Genomic DNA, 16,423 nt, shown 5'->3' on the forward strand with positions numbered 1-16,423 from the left:
CGGGGTGGACACGGTAAAATGAATGGTTCGTGCGCCTGCCCCTGCGGCATCATTGGCAGCCAATCCGAGTCGTCCCCGAGGAGCCTCACGCGTGATCACCGCCACCGATCTGGAAGTCCGCGCCGGCGTGCGGACGCTGCTCTCGGCGCCGGGCCCGGCGCTGCGGGTGCAGCCCGGCGACCGGATCGGGCTGGTCGGGCGCAACGGTGCCGGCAAGACCACCACCCTGCGCATCCTCGCGGGGGAGGGCGAGCCGTACGCGGGCGCCGTCGTCCGCTCCGGCGACCTCGGCTACCTGCCGCAGGATCCCCGCGAGGGCAACCTGGACGTCCTGGCCAAGGACCGTGTGCTCTCCGCCCGCGGCCTCGACGAGATCCTGCGCGCGATGGAGAAGCAGCAGGCCGTCATGGCCGAGGCCGTCGACGAGAACGTCCGTGACCGGGCGGTACGCAAGTACGGGTCGCTCGAGGAACGCTTCTCGGCGCTCGGCGGGTACGAGGCCGAGTCCGAGGCCGCCCGGATCTGCACCAGCCTCGGACTGCCGGACCGGGTCCTGGGCCAGCCCCTGCGCACCCTGTCCGGTGGTCAGCGCCGCCGCGTCGAACTCGCCCGCATCCTGTTCGCCGCCTCCGACGGCTCCGGCAAGTCCACCACCACCCTGCTGCTCGACGAGCCCACCAACCACCTCGACGCCGACTCGATCACCTGGCTGCGCGGATTCCTGCAGAACCACGACGGCGGCCTGGTCGTCATCAGCCACGACGTGGACCTGCTCGCCGACGTCGTGAACAAGGTGTGGTTCCTCGACGCGGTGCGCGGCGAGGCCGACATCTACAACATGGGCTGGAAGAAGTACCTCGACGCGCGGGCCACCGACGAGGCGCGCCGTCGCCGCGAACGCGCCAACGCCGAGAAGAAGGCGTCCGCGCTGCGGCAGCAGGCGGCCAAGCTCGGCGCGAAAGCCACCAAGGCCGTCGCGGCGCAGAACATGGCCAAGCGCGCCGACAAGCTGCTCGCCGAGCTCGACGAGGTGCGGGTGGCCGACAAGGTGGCCAAGATCCGGTTCCCGGAGCCGGCGCCGTGTGGCAAGACCCCGCTCATGGCCGAGAGCCTGACGAAGGTGTACGGCTCGCTGGAGATCTTCACCGGTGTGGACCTGGCGATCGACCGGGGCAGCCGCGTCGTCGTGCTCGGTCTCAACGGTGCCGGCAAGACCACGCTGCTGCGCCTGCTCGCGGGGGTGGAGACCCCGGACGCGGGCCGGCTGGCGCCCGGCCACGGCCTGAAGATCGGCTACTTCGCCCAGGAGCACGACACCCTCGACGACGACGCGACGGTGTGGGAGAACATCCGGCACGCGGCGCCGGACGCGGGGGAGCAGGACCTGCGGGGGCTGCTCGGGGCGTTCATGTTCACCGGCCCGCAGCTCGACCAGCCGGCCGGGACGCTGTCCGGCGGTGAGAAGACCCGGCTGGCCCTGGCCGGACTGGTGTCGTCCGCGGCGAACGTGCTGCTGCTCGACGAGCCGACCAACAACCTCGATCCGGTCTCGCGGGAGCAGGTGCTCGACGCGCTGCGCAGCTACGCCGGTGCGGTCGTGCTCGTCACCCACGATCCCGGCGCGGCCGAGGCGCTCGATCCGGAGCGGGTGATCCTGCTGCCGGACGGTTCCGAGGACCACTGGTCGCAGGAGTACCTGGAGCTGATCCAGCTGGCGTGAGGTCCGGCCCTGCGTGACCGTGCGCGGGAGTACCCGGAGCCGATCGTGCCGGCGCGGGGTGCGGCCGCGGCCCGGACCTGCGCGATTCCTCCCGGCACCCCGCCCCGTCCACTAGCCTGGAAGCGGGGCCTTGCCGAGCCGACGGGAGGATCCGATGGCACGCAAATCCGGGCACGCCGGGAATGTACTGACCAAGGGCACACGGGTCACGGGGGAATCGCGTGACCGTCTCCAGGCAGAACTGAAACGCCGCTACGAGGCCGGGGCGAGCATCCGGACGCTGGCGCAGGAGACGGGCCGTTCCTACGGGTTCGTGCACAACGTGCTCGTGGAGTCCCATGTAGCGCTGCGTGGCCGGGGCGGACCGAACCGGCGGAGCGCGGCGCGCGCCTCGACCTGAGCGGGTCAGCCGGCGGCGGTCCGTCGCACGGACTCCTCGACCAGGTCCAGTACCGCCGACAGTTCGCTGTCGGCGGTGCCCGAGGCGAGCCGCGCGATGAGGCCGTCGAGGACCAGGTCCAGGTAGCTGAGCACCACCTCGGTCGGCACGTCGTCGCGCAGCCGGCCGGCTTCGCGTTGCCGCTCGAGCCGGCCCACGGTCGCCTTGGTCAGCTCGGCGGAGTGCTGTGTCCACGCCTTCGCGAAGTCCGGGTCGGTGCGCAGGCGCCGGGTGATCTCCAGCCGGGTGCCGAGCCAGTCGAACTGCTCCGGTGAGGCGAGCATGTCCCGCATTACCTGCACGAGGCCCTGCTCGGCGGCGACGTCGGCCATCCGCGCCGCATCCTCCTGGGCCAGCGCCAGGAACAGCCCGTCCTTGTCCTTGAAGTGATGGAAGATCGCGCCGCGGGACAGTCCCGTGGCGTCCTCCAGGCGGCGCACCGTGGCGCCGTCGTAGCCGAACTCGGCGAAGCACCGTCGCGCGCCGGCGAGGATCTGACTCCGGCGTGCGGCGAGGTGGTCCTCACTGACCTTGGGCACCGCGAACGTCCTTTCGGGGAAGAGACGGCGGGCCCGAGACGAGACGTCCCGAGCCCGCCGCCGGTGCACTGCGTGTGCGGTGAACCGATCTCGGACGTCAGCCCTTGATCATGTTGCGCAGCACGTACTGCAGGATGCCGCCGTTGCGGTAGTAGTCCGCCTCACCGGGGGTGTCGATCCGCACGACCGCGTCGAAGACGACCTTCTCGCCGTTCTCCCGGGTCGCGGTGACCTTGACGGTCTTCGGGGTGACGCCCTCGTTCAGCTTCTCGATGCCCTCGATGTCGTAGACCTCGGTGCCGTTCAGCTTCAGCGAGGCCGCCGACTCGCCGGCGGGGAACTGCAGCGGGACGACACCCATGCCGATGAGGTTGGAGCGGTGGATCCGCTCGAACGACTCGGTGATGACGGCCTTGACGCCGAGCAGGCTGGTGCCCTTGGCGGCCCAGTCCCGCGAGGAACCGGAGCCGTACTCCTTGCCGCCCAGCACGACCAGCGGGATGCCGGCCTTCTGGTAGTTCTGCGACGCATCGTAGATGAACGCCTGCGGGCCGCCGTCCTGCGTGAAGTCGCGGGTGTAGCCGCCCGAGACGTCGTCGAGGAGCTGGTTGCGCAGCCGGATGTTCGCGAACGTGCCGCGGATCATCACCTCGTGGTTGCCGCGCCGCGAGCCGTAGGAGTTGAAGTCCTTGCGCTCGACACCGTTGGCCTCGAGGTACTGCGCGGCCGGGGTGCCCGCCTTGATGTTGCCGGCGGGGGAGATGTGGTCGGTGGTGACCGAATCGCCGAGCAGCGCGAGCACCCGCGCCCCCTTGATGTCCGTGACCGGAGCCGGGGTCTTGGGCATGCCCTCGAAGTACGGGGGCTTACGCACGTAGGTGGACTGGGGATCCCACTCGAAGGTCTTGCCCTCCGGGGTGGGCAGGCCACGCCAGCGCTCGTCGCCCTTGAACACGTCCGCGTAGCCCTTGACGTACATCTCCTGGCTGATCGCGGAGCCGATGGTGTCCTGGATCTCCTGGGCGGAGGGCCAGATGTCCTTCAGGAACACGTCGTTGCCGTCGGCATCCTGGCCGAGGGCGTCGTGCTCGAAGTCGAAGTCCATCGTGCCGGCGAGGGCGTAGGCGATGACCAGCGGCGGGGACGCCAGGTAGTTCATCTTCACGTCGGGGGAGATGCGACCCTCGAAGTTGCGGTTGCCGGAGAGCACCGCGGTGGCCGTCAGGTCGTTGTCGTTGATGGCCTTGCTGATCGCCTCGTCCAGCGGGCCGGAGTTGCCGATGCAGGTGGCGCAGCCGTAGCCGACGAGGTAGAAGCCGAGCTTCTCGAGGTACGGCCACAGGCCGGCCTTCTCGTAGTAGTCGGTGACGACCTGCGAGCCGGGGGCCATGGAGGTCTTGACCCACGGCTTGGCCGACAGGCCCTTCTCGACGGCGTTGCGGGCGAGCAGCGCGGCGCCGAGCATCACGGACGGGTTCGAGGTGTTGGTGCAGGAGGTGATGGAGGCGATCACGACGGCACCGTGGTCGAGGACGAACTCGCCCTTCTCCTCGGAGACGACCTTGACCGGCTTGGTCGGCCGGCCCTCGGAGCCGTTCGCGGCCGACTGGACATTCACGGCACCGTCGTCGGCGAAGGACAGGGCGACCGGGTCGGACGCCGGGAAGGACTCCTCGACGGCCTCGTCGAGCTGGGTGTGGTCGGCCGGGTGGTGCTCCTCCACGTAGTTGTGGATGTCCTTGCGGAAGGCGCTCTTCGACTCCGACAGCAGGATCCGGTCCTGCGGGCGCTTCGGGCCGGCGATGGACGGAACCACGTCACCGAGGTCGAGCTCGAGGTACTCGGAGTACTGCGGCTCGACATCCGCGTCGTGCCACAGGCCCTGCTCCTTGGCGTAGGCCTCGACGAGGGCGAGCTGCTCGTCGCTGCGGCCGGTCAGGCGCAGGTAGTTCACGGTCTCCTCGTCGATCGGGAAGATCGCCGCGGTGGAGCCGAACTCGGGGCTCATGTTGCCCAGGGTGGCGCGGTTGGCCAGCGGCACTTCCGCGACGCCCTTGCCGTAGAACTCGACGAACTTGCCGACGACACCGTGCTTGCGCAGCATCTCGGTGACGGTGAGGACCACGTCGGTGGCGGTCACGCCCGGCTTGATCTCACCGGTGAGCTTGAACCCGACCACGCGCGGGATGAGCATGGAGACCGGCTGGCCGAGCATCGCGGCCTCGGCCTCGATGCCGCCGACGCCCCAGCCGAGCACGCCCAGGCCGTTGACCATGGTGGTGTGCGAGTCGGTGCCGACGCAGGTGTCGGGGTAGGCCTGGCCGTTCCGGACCATGACGGTGCGCGCGAGGTGCTCGATGTTGACCTGGTGCACGATGCCGGTGCCGGGCGGGACGACTTTGAAGTCGTCGAAGGCGCCCTGGCCCCAGCGCAGGAACTGGTAGCGCTCCCCGTTGCGCTGGTACTCGATGTCGACGTTGCGCTCGAAGGCGTCGGCGCGGCCGGCGACGTCGATGATCACGGAGTGGTCGATGACCATCTCGGCGGGGGCCAGCGGGTTGACCTTGTTCGGGTCGCCGCCGAGGGTCTCGACGGCCTCGCGCATCGTGGCGAGGTCGACGATGCAGGGCACGCCGGTGAAGTCCTGCATGATCACGCGGGCGGGCGTGAACTGGATCTCGACGCTCGGCTCGGCCGACGGATCCCAGCTCGCGATGGCGCGGATGTGATCGGCGGTGATGTTCGCACCGTCTTCGGTGCGCAGCAGGTTCTCGGCGAGAACCTTCAGTGCGTAAGGGAGTTTCTCGGTGCCCGGAACGGCCGAGAGGCGGAAGATCTCGTAGGAGTTCTCTCCGACCTCCAGCGTCCCCTTGGCGCCGAACGAATCAATACTGGTGCTCACGTCAGCTCCACTCGTCGATGAGGCTCGCCGCCGACGGGGCTGTGTCGACGGCCGAAGCGAGGCCCCGGAGCCGAGCCGGGCCGCAGAACAGGGCCGGACGGCGTCGGAGGCGTCTCGCGGCAAGTCTAACAGTACGCTTGTCCTGTGAACCGATGGGACACAACCGCCGATCCGGCGTCCGGCCGCCGCCCCGGCGCCGTCGCGTAGGGTACGAACGGCGCCGCACGAGCGGCGGCCGTCGAGCCCCACGGAGAGAGATGTCTGCGCCCCTGTCACGTGTCCTGACACCGTCGGCCACCGACCTCCCCCCGGGTGTCTCGCTCGAGCAGGTCCTCGCCGATCTCGCCGACGACCAGGTCTCGGCACCCCCGGACCGCGTCGACGACCTGGTCGCCGTCGTCGAACGCGCGCAACAGCACGGCATCGACCTGAGCATCGTCGTGCTCGACCGCGATCCCCGGCTCGACTCGCAACTGCGCGACCTCGCGACCGACGTCGCCGGCGAGGACGGCGGCACCGTGCTCGTGCTGAGCCCCGGCTGGGCCGGCGCCCACAGCGACAGCATCGACCGGGTGCTCCTCGAGTCCGCGCAGGACCGCACCTACACCGGCGATCCGGTCGCCTCGGCGTCCAACTTCGTCGACGCACTCACCGAGCCCGCGCCGCCCTGGACGCTGCTGACGGTGCTGCTGCTGCTCGCGGTCGCGGGCGCGGCGGGGGCCACGTACCTCGCCAAGGCGGTCCGTCGCCGCGGCGACACCGGCGGGGCGGAGACGGTCGCTGCCGACCGGCCCGCCCGCTGACCGGACCGCACCGAGAATTTTCCCGGCCACCACTGTGGCCGTCGTCACAGTTCAGGGCGTTGACACAGGTCGAATTGCCCTTCTGTTATTTGTGACTGGAGTTTCCTCGGGGTGCAAAGTGTCGTACGGTGCACTTGGCGCTCTTGGGGAAGGGGTGTCACACATACCCGGAGTCGGGTCGCGGTGCGAACCGTGAGGCGACGCCGGGCTGCCGAGCGGTGCAACCGCGGCCTCGTCCGCGGTGGATCGCTGCTGCGGCGACCCCTTTCCAGGTTGCGCTCGGGTGCGTCCCGCCGGCGCGACCGAGGGAGGGCGATGTGAGGCGTAGCGGTATACGGCAGGCGATGTCCCGACAGCCGTCGCGGACGCCCCGAAGACGCCGACTGTCCCGCACGACCCGGCTGGTTCTCGGTCTCGGCCTGGCCGCCTCCCTGATCGCGGGTACCGCCGCGTCCGCCGGCGCGGTACCGTCCCCGCCGCCGAATCCCAGCGATGCCGATCTCGCGGCCGCCGGGGTGGCCGTCGCCGCCGGGGTGGACCAGGTGGGCAGCCTCATCCTCCGGATCGCCACCGCCGACCAGCAACTCGCCGAACTCGAGAATCAGGTCGCGGTCAAGCGGGAGAACGTCAACCGTGCCCTCGTGGACCTGCAGTCCGCCCGCGACGCCGCCGACGCCGCCGCCCACGCGGTCGCCCTGTCGCAGCAGGCGCTGAAGGACGCGGGCACCCGGATCCGGCAGGCGCAGCAGGACTTCGACGCGTTCGCCCGCGACAGCTACGTCCAGGGCACCAATGTCGCCTCCCTCGCCTCGTTCATCGGCTCCACCGGTCCCGACGACCTGCTCGACCGCGCCCAGATCATGCGCCTGCTCTCCGCGGGCCGCACCGTCGTCCTCGACGCCCTCGAACGCGCCCGCACCGAGCAGGCCAACCGGGACTCGCGGGCGCGCGCCAGCAAGCAGGAGGCGGACGCCGCCGCCGCCGCGGCGGAGGAACGCCGGGCCGCCGCCGAGGCGGCCATCGCCGAGGCGCGCACCGCGCTGGCCGCGCAGACGGCCGAGAAGCAACGCATCGAACAGGACCGCGCGCAGGCGCAGGCCGAACTCGACCGGGCCCGCGGCACCGTCACCGGGCTCGAGGGCCAGCGCGCACAGTACGCGGAGTGGGATCGGCAGCGGCAGGCCGAGGAGGCCGCGGCGGCCGCGGCCGAGACCGCCGCCCGGCAGGCGGCGGCCGACGCCGCCCGGCGCGTCGCCGCCGACGCCGACGCCCGCGCCCGCGCGGCCGAACTGGCCAACGGGCAGCGGCCCCACACCCAGATCGACGACTACGTGCGCCCCCGGCCGGCGGCCGCCGAATCCGGCGAGTCCGAGGTCGGATTCGAGTCGCCGCTGCCACCCACCTCCGACGCGACCACCACCCGGCCGGGCCGCACCACGCCCGAGCAGGACGAGTCGGGTACCGACGGGTCGGGCACCGACGGATCCGAGGACGGCACCGACGGATCGGGCACCGACGGATCCGGGGACGGCACCGACGGGTCGGGCACCGGCGGATCGGGGGACGGCGCCGACGGATCGGGCGAGCCGACGACCGACGGCAGCGACGAGTCCGACTCCGAGGACTCGACGATCCCCGACCGCGCCGACCCGGTCGAGGAGGAGGGCACCACCACGTCTCCGCCGACCCGCAGCCGGCCCAGGACCACTCCCAAGCCGGGCTCGACCCTCGGCGGCACCGCCGCCGTCGAAACGGTGATCGACCGGGCGATGTCGCAGATCGGGGTGCCCTACGCCTGGGGTGGTGGCGACGAGAACGGTCCGACCCTCGGCATCCGCGACGGCGGCGTCGCCGACAGCTACGGGGACTACAACAAGGTCGGCTTCGACTGCTCCGGGCTGATGATCTACGCATTCGCCGGGATCGGGATCTCGCTGCCGCACTACACCGGCTACCAGTACACCGCGGGCGAGCAGGTGCCGTCGGCCGAGATGCGCCGCGGCGACATGATCTTCTACGGCCCGAACGCCAGCCAGCACGTGGGCCTCTACCTGGGCGACGGGCAGATGATCGAGGCGCCGCAGTCGGGTTCGCACGTGAAGATCTCACCGGTACGCTGGGACGGCATGACCCCGTACGTGGTACGGATGGTGTCCTGAGGCACCGCTTCGGCCCGGCCGGAGGCGGGCTCGCTCGACACCGGTGACCGCGGGCGTCGGCTCGGCGACGGCGGGGGCGTCCGGCACCTGGAATAGTGGTGTGGGTAGGTGACTTCGAGCAGGAACGACCTAGGCGAAAGCGGTGGATTCTTGGTGACCTCACGCGAGGGTGGCACGTCGGGCACGGCAACGTCGGACGCGAAGACCGCCACGGCGGCCGCGGCCGCCCCGGCCGGGGATGCGGCACGCACGTCGGACCAGGCACACGATGTGCGCCTGCTCGAGCAGGCGATCTACGAGGTCAAACGGGTGATCGTCGGTCAGGACCGGCTCGTCGAGCGGATGCTCGTCGGCGTCCTCGCCCGCGGCCACGTGTTGCTCGAAGGTGTTCCCGGCGTGGCCAAGACCCTCGCGGTCGAGACGTTCGCGAAGGTCGTCGGCGGCTCGTTCTCCCGCGTGCAGTTCACCCCGGACCTGGTGCCGACCGACCTCGTCGGCACCCGCATCTACCGGCAGGGCCGCGAGGCGTTCGACACCGAACTCGGGCCCGTCGTGGCGAACTTCGTGCTCGCCGACGAGATCAACCGGGCCCCGGCGAAGGTACAGTCCGCGCTGCTCGAGGTGATGGCCGAACGGCACGTCACGATCGGTGGCAGGACCTTCCCCATGCCCGACCCGTTCCTGGTGATGGCCACCCAGAACCCGATCGAGAACGAGGGCGTGTATCCGCTGCCGGAGGCCCAGCGCGACCGGTTCCTGTTCAAGGTCCTCGTCGACTACCCCACGGTCGAGGAGGAACGCGAGATCGTCTACCGCATGGGGGTGGCCGCACCCGAACCCAAGCAGGTCCTCGACAGCGACGAGCTGATCCGCCTGCAGCAGGTCGCCAACCGCGTGTTCGTCCACCACGCCCTCGTCGACTACGTGGTGCGCGTCATCTTCGCCACCCGCGCCCCCGGCGAGATCGGCCTGGCCGAGGTCGACGGGTGGATCGCCTACGGGGCCTCCCCGCGGGCGACCCTCGGCATCATCTCCGCCGCGCGCGCCCTGGCGCTGCTGCGCGGTCGCGACTACGTCGTGCCGCAGGACGTCGTCGACATCATCCCGGACGTGCTGCGGCACCGGCTGGTGCTGTCCTACGACGCCCTCGCCGACGACGTCACGCCCGACCAGATCATCGCCCGCATCCTGCAGACCGTCGGCATGCCGCAGGTCGCTCCGCAGGCCAACCCGCCCGCCCCGGTCCCGGTCGGGGCCGCGGCCGCGCCGGCGGCTGGCGTGACCGGGCCGGAGGCGGGTGCGGGGCAGCGGTGAGCCGACGCCGCCCGGTGACCCCGCCGACCTTCCGTTCCGGCGAGCTGCGTGACCCCGCCCTCACGGCGGCGCTGCGGACCCTCGAGCTGACCGTGCGGCGCCGCCTCGACGGGGTGCTGCACGGCGACCACCTCGGGCTCATCCCGGGGCCCGGCTCGGAGCCCGGCGACGCCCGCGAGTATCAGCCCGGCGACGACGTGCGGCAGATGGACTGGTCCGTCACCGCCCGCACCACCCACCCGCACGTGCGGCAGACCGTCGCCGACCGCGAACTCGAGACCTGGTTGGCGATCGACCTCTCGCCCAGCCTCGACTTCGGCACCGGGGTCTGCGAGAAGCGGGACCTCGCCGTGGCCGCCGCGGCCGCGGTCGGCTACCTCGCCGGCGGCGGCGGCAACCGGATCGGTGCCGTCGTGAGCACCGGGGCGCGCACCCACCGCGTGCCCGCCCGCGGCGGCCAGTTGCACACGCAGGCGATGCTCCGCTCGATCGCGACGACCCCGCACGCCCCCGACGGCACCCGCGGGGACCTGCGCGGGCTGATCGAGGCGCTGCGCCGCCCGCAGCGTCGCCGCGGCCTGGCCGTCGTCGTCAGCGACTTCCTCGGCCCCATCGACTGGGAACGCTCGCTGCGCGCTCTGTCCGGCCGGCACGACCTGCTCGCGGTGGAAGTCCTCGACCGCCGCGACCTCGAACTGCCCGACCTCGGCGACGTCGTGCTGCACGACCCCGAGACCGGGCACACCCGCGAGTTCACCACCAGCGAGCAGTTGCGCGCCGACTACGCCCGGGCCGCCGCCGAGCACCGCGCCGCCGTGCGCAAGGCCGTCCGCGGCTGCGGCGCCCCGCTGCTGAGCCTGCGCACCGACCGCAACTGGATCGACGACGTGGTCCGGTTCGTCGCCGCCCGCCGCCACAGCTTCGGCGCCCCGGTGAAGGGGGGCCGGTGAGCATCTCCGACTTCACCGCGCCGTGGTGGTTGCTGTTCCTGTTCGTCGTCGGGGCCCTCGCCGCCGGATACGTGGCGGTGCAACGCCGCCGGATGCGGCACACGCTGCGGTTCACCAACCTCGAGCTGCTCGAGAAGGTCGCCCCCCAGCAGCCCGGCCGCAGCCGGCACGTCCCGGTCGCGTTGCTGCTGGCCGGGCTGGCGCTGCTCACCGTCGCCGCTGCCGGGCCCACCGCCGAGCAGCGGGTCCCGCGCAACCGCGCCACCGTCGTCCTGGTGATCGACGTGTCGCTGTCGATGCAGGCCACCGACGTCGAGCCCACTCGCCTCGCCGCCGCGCAGGCCGCCGCCAAGTCGTTCGCCGACGACCTGACTCCCGGCATCAACCTCGGCCTGGTGGCGTTCTCCGGCACCGCGTCGGTGCTCGTCTCGCCGACCACCAACCGGGAGGCCACCAAGACCGCGATCGACAACCTGCAGCTGAGCGAGCGCACCGCCACCGGCGAGGCGATCTTCACGGCCCTGCAGTCCGTCGACACCCTCGCCGCGGTGCTCGGCGGCGGCGACCAGGCACCCCCGGCGCGGATCGTGCTGCTCTCGGACGGCAAGCAGACCGTCCCGGAGAGCCCCGACGACCCGCGCGGCGGCTTCACCGCCGCCCGGCAGGCCGCGGACAAGGACGTGCCCGTCTCGACCATCTCCTTCGGCACCGAGTACGGCACCGTCACGATCGAGGACGAGCGCATCCCGGTGCCGGTGGACGACCCGTCCCTGAAGGAGATCGCCAACCTCTCCGGCGGCACCTTCTTCACCGCATCGAACCTGCAGGAACTCGAGGACGCCTACAACACCCTCGAGGAACAGATCGGGTACGAGACCACCCGCGGCGACGCCAGCCGCCCGTGGCTGATCCTCGGTGTCCTCGCCGTCACCGGGGGTGTCGCCGCCGCCCTGCTGCTGCGCCAACGCCTGCCCTGACCTGCGCCGCGGACCGCGTGCCCGCCGCCGCGGGCGCCTTGTTACCGACCCGTACCGCCACCAGATAGGGTTTGACCCCATGACTGACGCAAGCAGCCCCGCCGGATCGCCGCGCCCCGCGGCCACCCCCCGCTCGGTTCTCGTCACCGGCGGCAACCGCGGCATCGGCCTCGCCGTCGCCCGCCGCCTGCAGGCGGACGGCCACAAGGTCGCCGTCACCCACCGCGGCTCCGGCGCCCCGGACGGACTGTTCGGCGTCCGGTGCGATGTCACCGACAGCGCGTCCGTCGACGCCGCGTTCAAGGAAGTCGAAGAGCACCAGGGTCCCGTCGAGGTCCTGGTCGCGAACGCCGGCATCACCGACGACACGCTGCTGATGCGGATGACCGAGGACCAGTTCGCGAAGGTCATCGACGCCAACCTCACCGGTGCGTTCCGGTGCGCGAAGCGCGCCAACCGCGCGATGCTGCGGGGGCGCTGGGGTCGGATGATCTTCCTCGGCTCGGTCGTCGGCATGGCCGGTCAGGCGGGGCAGATCAACTACGCGTCCTCGAAGGCCGGCGTCATCGGCCTGGCCCGCTCGGTGACCCGCGAACTCGGCTCGCGTTCGATCACGGCGAATGTCGTCGCGCCCGGATTCATCGAGACGGACATGACCGCCGAGCTCTCCGACGACGTCCGCGACACCGCGAAGAAGTTCATCCCGCTGCAGCGTCTCGGCAAGCCCGAGGACGTCGCCGCGGTCGTGAGCTTCCTCGCGTCCGACGACTCCGCCTACGTCTCCGGCGCGGTCATCCCCGTCGACGGCGGCCTCGGCATGGGGCACTGACGTCGGCACGCACGCCACCACATCCGAAACTCACTGGAGGACCGACACACTCATGGGCGGACTGCTCGAGGGCAAGACCATTCTCGTCACCGGCATCATCACCGACGCCTCCATCGCCTTCCACACCGCGAAGGTCGCGCAGGAACAGGGCGCGAAGGTCGTCGTCACCGGCTTCGACCGGCTGCGCCTGATCGATCGCATCGCGCAGCGGCTGCCGCAGCCGGTGCCCCCGGCCCTCGAACTCGACGTGCAGAACACCGACCACCTCGACACCCTCGCCGGCCGGGTGCGCGAGCTCGCCCCCGAGGGCCTCGACGGCGTCGTGCACTCCATCGGCTTCGCCCCCCGCTCCTGCCTGGGCAGTCCGTTCCTCGACGCGCCGTGGACCGACGTCGCCGTCGCCCTCGAGGTCTCCGCCTACTCCTACGCCGCGCTCGCCAAGGCCCTGCTGCCCGTCCTCAACGACGGTGCCTCCCTGGTCGGCATGGACTTCGACCCCGCCCGCGCCGTCCCGTTCTACAACTGGATGGGCGTGTCCAAGGCCACCCTCGAGTCCGTCAACCGGTACGTCGCCAAGGAGGTCGGCGGCCGCGGTATCCGCTCCAACCTCGTCGCCGCCGGCCCGATCAAGACCCTCGCGGCCAAGGCCATCGCCGGCGACGCCACCGGACCCGGCGCCGAGATGAACCGGCTCAACGAGGGCTGGTCCGCGGCGGCCCCGATCGGCTGGGACGTCGATGACCCCACGCCCGTCGCGAAGACCGTGTGCACGGTGCTGTCCGACTGGCTGCCCGGCACCACCGGGTCGATCGTCTACGTCGACGGGGGATTCCATTCCCAGGTCGGCTTCGGTGCCGGCGCCTAGGGTCGAGCCATGACCCGTACCTCCGAGCCGTACGACGCACTGCTGGTGCTCTCGTTCGGCGGTCCGGAAGGGCCGGACGACGTGCGCCCGTTCCTCGAGAATGTCACCCGGGGCCGCGGCGTGCCGCCCGAACGCCTCGACGAGGTCGCCGAGCACTACCTGCACTTCGGGGGTGTCTCGCCGATCAACGCCCTCAACCGAGACCTCATCGCGCGCCTCGAGGCGGACTTCGCCGCCGCCGGGCTGGATCTGCCGATCTACTTCGGCAACCGCAACTGGCACCCGATGATCGAGGACACCGTCGCGGCCATGCGCGACGACGGGGTGCGCAGCGCGCTGGTGTTCCCCACCTCGGCGTGGGGTGGCTATTCGGGGTGCCGGCAGTACCACGAGGACATCGCCCGCGCCCGCGCCGCCGTCGGCGACGACGCACCCGTGCTGACCAAGCTGCGGCACTTCTACGATCACCCGCTGTTCCTCGACGCCGTCGCCGACGCGGTCGCCGCGGCGCGGGCACAGCTGCCCGCCGACCGCCGGGACGCGGCGCGCCTGGTGTTCACCGCCCACTCGGTGCCCACCGCCGCCGACGCCACCGGCGGCCCACCCGGGCTGGGCGGGCACCTGTACAGCCGGCAGGTCGCCGAGGCGGCCCGCCTGGTGGCCACCGCCGCCGGCAGCGCCGACCACGACCTGGTGTGGCAGTCCCGATCCGGGCCGCCGCAGGTGCCGTGGCTCGAGCCGGACATCGTCGACCACCTCGAGGCGCTGCACGCGCGCGGCGTCGACGCGGTCGTCGTCGTGCCCGTCGGGTTCGTCTCCGACCACCTCGAAGTCGTCTGGGACCTCGACACCGAAGCCCGCGACCGGGCCGCGGAACTCGGCATGGCGTTCGCCCGCGCCGCCACCGCCGGCCCCGACCCGCGGTTCGTGCAGATGGTGCGCGAGCTGGTGCGCGAACACGTCGACGGCGCCGCGCCCGCGCGGCGCGGCACCCAGCCGCTGCTGGGCGTCGGCTGCAACGGCGTGCTGTGCGCACCGGAATGCTGCCGGCCACCGGCCCGGCCCCGCCGCTGACCGGGCGGGCTCAGCCCACCACCCCGGGCTCGGGGTAAGAGAACGAGGACGCCGGGCCTCTCCGAGGCGTGTCCGCGGCATCGGGTCAGGCGTGATGCCCCGCCCGGACCGCGGCCGCCACCGCCCCGAGCCGGGCGGCCCGCACCGCGGCCCACAGCGGACGCAGCGCCTCCTCCCGCGCGGCCTGCCCGCTGGCCGAGGCGGCCCTCGGTTCCACACCGCGGCCGGCGACCGTGAGGATGGCCGCCACTTGATCGGCCGAGTCGAGGATGCGGGCCGCGCGCCCCGGCATCGACTCCGGATACCGGTGCCGCGCATGTTCGGCGACCTCGGCCGCGATCTGCTCCCGGGGGTCGGCGGTGCGGCCGTCCGCGCCGACGGTCAGCACCCGGCCCACCCTCGCCGCGGCGTCCCGCACCGCCTCGCGCATGGCGAACTCGGCCTCCCCGAGGCCGGGCTCGGCGGGCGGCTCGGGCACCGCCGGGACCGCGAACAGCGTCCAGCGCAGCACGTCGGGCCCCTCCACCGAGGGGACGAAGCCGAGACCGGGGGTCCCGGGTGCGCCGGCGAGCACCGCCTCGCCGGCCGCGACCGCGGCGCGCGCCAGCTCGGTGCCCGGCGGCAGGCCCCGCACGTCGCCGGGCACGGGCAGCACCAGCCGGATCCCGTCCACGCCGGCCGGATCGGCCCGGCGCAGCGCGGACAGCAGCACGGCGGCGCCGTCCACGGGCGAATGCTCGGGCACGGCGGAGAAGTCGGCGGTGGGCTCGTCGCGGGAGACCACCAGATGCATCGGCGCCCAGGCGTGCAGGGCGTCGATGACGTCGTCCGGTGCGGCGTGCCCGGCCAACCAGGAACCGGCCCACACCGTCAGGGTCTGACCGGGTGAACTCACGGTTTCCGAGCATAGGCGCCGTCCCGGCAACGGGGCCACGGCCGGTCGGCGTGCCCTCCCGCCGCTGTGACCGCGGCGGCCCTAACGTGGCGGGCGTGAGTCCCGACATGTACGGCGGCGACATCTTCGCCGGCCATCCGCGCGCCCGTAAGCCCACGATCCCCGAGGTGCCCGCCGAGAAGGACCTGGTGGTCGAGGACGCCGCGTCCGGTTGGTGCGGTGCGATCGTCGGCATCGAACGCACCTACGACGGCGACTTCGTCCGGCTCGAGGACGCGTCGCGGTGCACCCGGCTGTTCGCGCTGCGCCCCGCCGCGTTCCTCCTCGACGGCCGGCCGGTGACGCTGGTGCGGCCCGCGCCGCGGCCGGCGGCGGGCGGCCCCACCCGGTCCGCGTCCGGGTCCACGAAGGTCGAGGGGTTGCGGGCGCGGGTCGCGCGCGGCAGCCGTATCTGGGTGGAGGGCGTGCACGACGCGGCCCTCGTCGAACGCGTGTGGGGGCACGACCTGCGCGTCGAGGGGGTCGTGGTCGAGCAGCTCGAGGGCCTGGACAATCTCGGGGAGCGGCTCGCCGGGTTCGCGCCCGGTCCCGGCCGCCGCGTGGGGGTACTCGCCGACCATCTCGTCGCCGGATCCAAGGAGGAGCGGCTGACCGCGAATCTCGGGCCGCACGTGCTCGTCACCGGGCATCCGTTCGTCGACGTGTGGCAGGCGGTGCGGCCCAAGGCGCTGGGAATCGAGGCGTGGCCGACGATTCCGCGTGGGCAGGACTGGAAGACCGGGGTGTGCCGGGCGCTGGGGTGGGGCAGCCCGCAGGACGGGTGGCGCCGCGTCTACTCGGCGGTGTCGAGCTTCCGGGATCTCGAGGCGCCGCTGATCGGGGCGGTCGAGCGGCTCGTCGATTTCGTCACCGAGCCCACCGGGGACTGACCGCGCCGGGGCCGTGACCTGCGGAGCC

General features: G+C 72.2%; 14 protein-coding genes. 11 read left to right on the forward strand and 3 right to left on the reverse strand.

Annotated elements, in window-relative coordinates; genetic code table 11:
* Positions 1 to 91: 91 nt before the first annotated feature.
* Positions 92 to 1,720 (forward strand): ABC-F family ATP-binding cassette domain-containing protein, encoded by a 1,629-nt coding sequence (locus ISO16_RS03060; protein WP_006939277.1) that lies wholly within the window; start codon positions 92 to 94, stop codon positions 1,718 to 1,720.
* A 154-nt stretch (positions 1,721 to 1,874) separates the two neighbouring features.
* Positions 1,875 to 2,120, forward strand: a complete 246-nt coding sequence (locus tag ISO16_RS03065; RefSeq protein WP_006939279.1) for a helix-turn-helix domain-containing protein — start codon at positions 1,875 to 1,877, stop codon at positions 2,118 to 2,120.
* Positions 2,121 to 2,125: 5 nt separating this feature from the next.
* Here the strand turns inward: ISO16_RS03065 and ISO16_RS03070 are convergent, their stop codons facing one another.
* Complete coding sequence (locus ISO16_RS03070) at positions 2,126 to 2,698, reverse strand: TetR/AcrR family transcriptional regulator (protein WP_006939281.1); 573 nt, start codon at positions 2,696 to 2,698, stop codon at positions 2,126 to 2,128.
* 97 nt (positions 2,699 to 2,795) lie between these two features.
* Positions 2,796 to 5,600, reverse strand: coding sequence for an aconitate hydratase AcnA (gene acnA / locus ISO16_RS03075; protein WP_006939284.1), 2,805 nt, complete (start codon positions 5,598 to 5,600; stop codon positions 2,796 to 2,798).
* 257 nt (positions 5,601 to 5,857) lie between these two features.
* On the opposite strand from acnA, the gene ISO16_RS03080 reads away from it, so the two are divergent.
* The 8 genes from ISO16_RS03080 (at position 5,858) to ISO16_RS03115 (ending at position 14,571) form a co-directional block, all read left to right on the forward strand.
* Positions 5,858 to 6,403, forward strand: a complete 546-nt coding sequence (locus ISO16_RS03080; RefSeq protein WP_072635241.1) for an Rv1476 family membrane protein — start codon at positions 5,858 to 5,860, stop codon at positions 6,401 to 6,403.
* A 344-nt stretch (positions 6,404 to 6,747) separates the two neighbouring features.
* Positions 6,748 to 8,562, forward strand: coding sequence for an NlpC/P60 family protein (locus tag ISO16_RS03085; RefSeq protein WP_072635242.1), 1,815 nt, complete (start codon positions 6,748 to 6,750; stop codon positions 8,560 to 8,562).
* Between the two features lie 153 nt (positions 8,563 to 8,715).
* A complete protein-coding gene (locus tag ISO16_RS03090) occupies positions 8,716 to 9,876 on the forward strand; it encodes an AAA family ATPase (protein ID WP_072635243.1) in 1,161 nt (386 codons plus the stop codon).
* Positions 9,873 to 10,826 carry a DUF58 domain-containing protein gene (locus tag ISO16_RS03095; protein WP_072635244.1) on the forward strand — a complete coding sequence of 318 codons (954 nt, stop codon included), beginning with the start codon at positions 9,873 to 9,875 and terminating at the stop codon, positions 10,824 to 10,826. The genes ISO16_RS03090 and ISO16_RS03095 overlap by 4 nt, the downstream gene beginning before the upstream one ends.
* Positions 10,823 to 11,803, forward strand: coding sequence for a VWA domain-containing protein (locus tag ISO16_RS03100; protein WP_072635245.1), 981 nt, complete (start codon positions 10,823 to 10,825; stop codon positions 11,801 to 11,803). The genes ISO16_RS03095 and ISO16_RS03100 overlap by 4 nt, the downstream gene beginning before the upstream one ends.
* A 79-nt stretch (positions 11,804 to 11,882) precedes the next feature.
* The gene (gene fabG1 / locus ISO16_RS03105; RefSeq protein WP_029543667.1) at positions 11,883 to 12,632 is read left to right on the forward strand and encodes a 3-oxoacyl-ACP reductase FabG1; all 750 of its coding nucleotides are present in this window, start codon (positions 11,883 to 11,885) and stop codon (positions 12,630 to 12,632) included.
* 52 nt (positions 12,633 to 12,684) lie between these two features.
* Positions 12,685 to 13,497, forward strand: coding sequence for an NADH-dependent enoyl-ACP reductase InhA (gene inhA / locus ISO16_RS03110; protein WP_006939295.1), 813 nt, complete (start codon positions 12,685 to 12,687; stop codon positions 13,495 to 13,497).
* Between the two features lie 9 nt (positions 13,498 to 13,506).
* The gene (locus ISO16_RS03115; RefSeq protein WP_072635246.1) at positions 13,507 to 14,571 is read left to right on the forward strand and encodes a ferrochelatase; all 1,065 of its coding nucleotides are present in this window, start codon (positions 13,507 to 13,509) and stop codon (positions 14,569 to 14,571) included.
* Positions 14,572 to 14,656: 85 nt separating this feature from the next.
* Here the strand turns inward: ISO16_RS03115 and ISO16_RS03120 are convergent, their stop codons facing one another.
* On the reverse strand, positions 14,657 to 15,466 hold the full coding sequence (locus ISO16_RS03120) for a hypothetical protein (RefSeq protein ID WP_072635247.1): 810 nt from the start codon (positions 15,464 to 15,466) through the stop codon (positions 14,657 to 14,659).
* 107 nt (positions 15,467 to 15,573) lie between these two features.
* Between ISO16_RS03120 and ISO16_RS03125 the strand changes: the two genes are divergently transcribed.
* On the forward strand, positions 15,574 to 16,395 hold the full coding sequence (locus tag ISO16_RS03125) for a DUF3097 domain-containing protein (protein ID WP_072635248.1): 822 nt from the start codon (positions 15,574 to 15,576) through the stop codon (positions 16,393 to 16,395).
* Positions 16,396 to 16,423: the final 28 nt, after the last annotated feature.

Source organism: Rhodococcus sp. M8, assembly GCF_015654185.1.
GTDB lineage: Bacteria > Actinomycetota > Actinomycetes > Mycobacteriales > Mycobacteriaceae > Rhodococcus > Rhodococcus aetherivorans.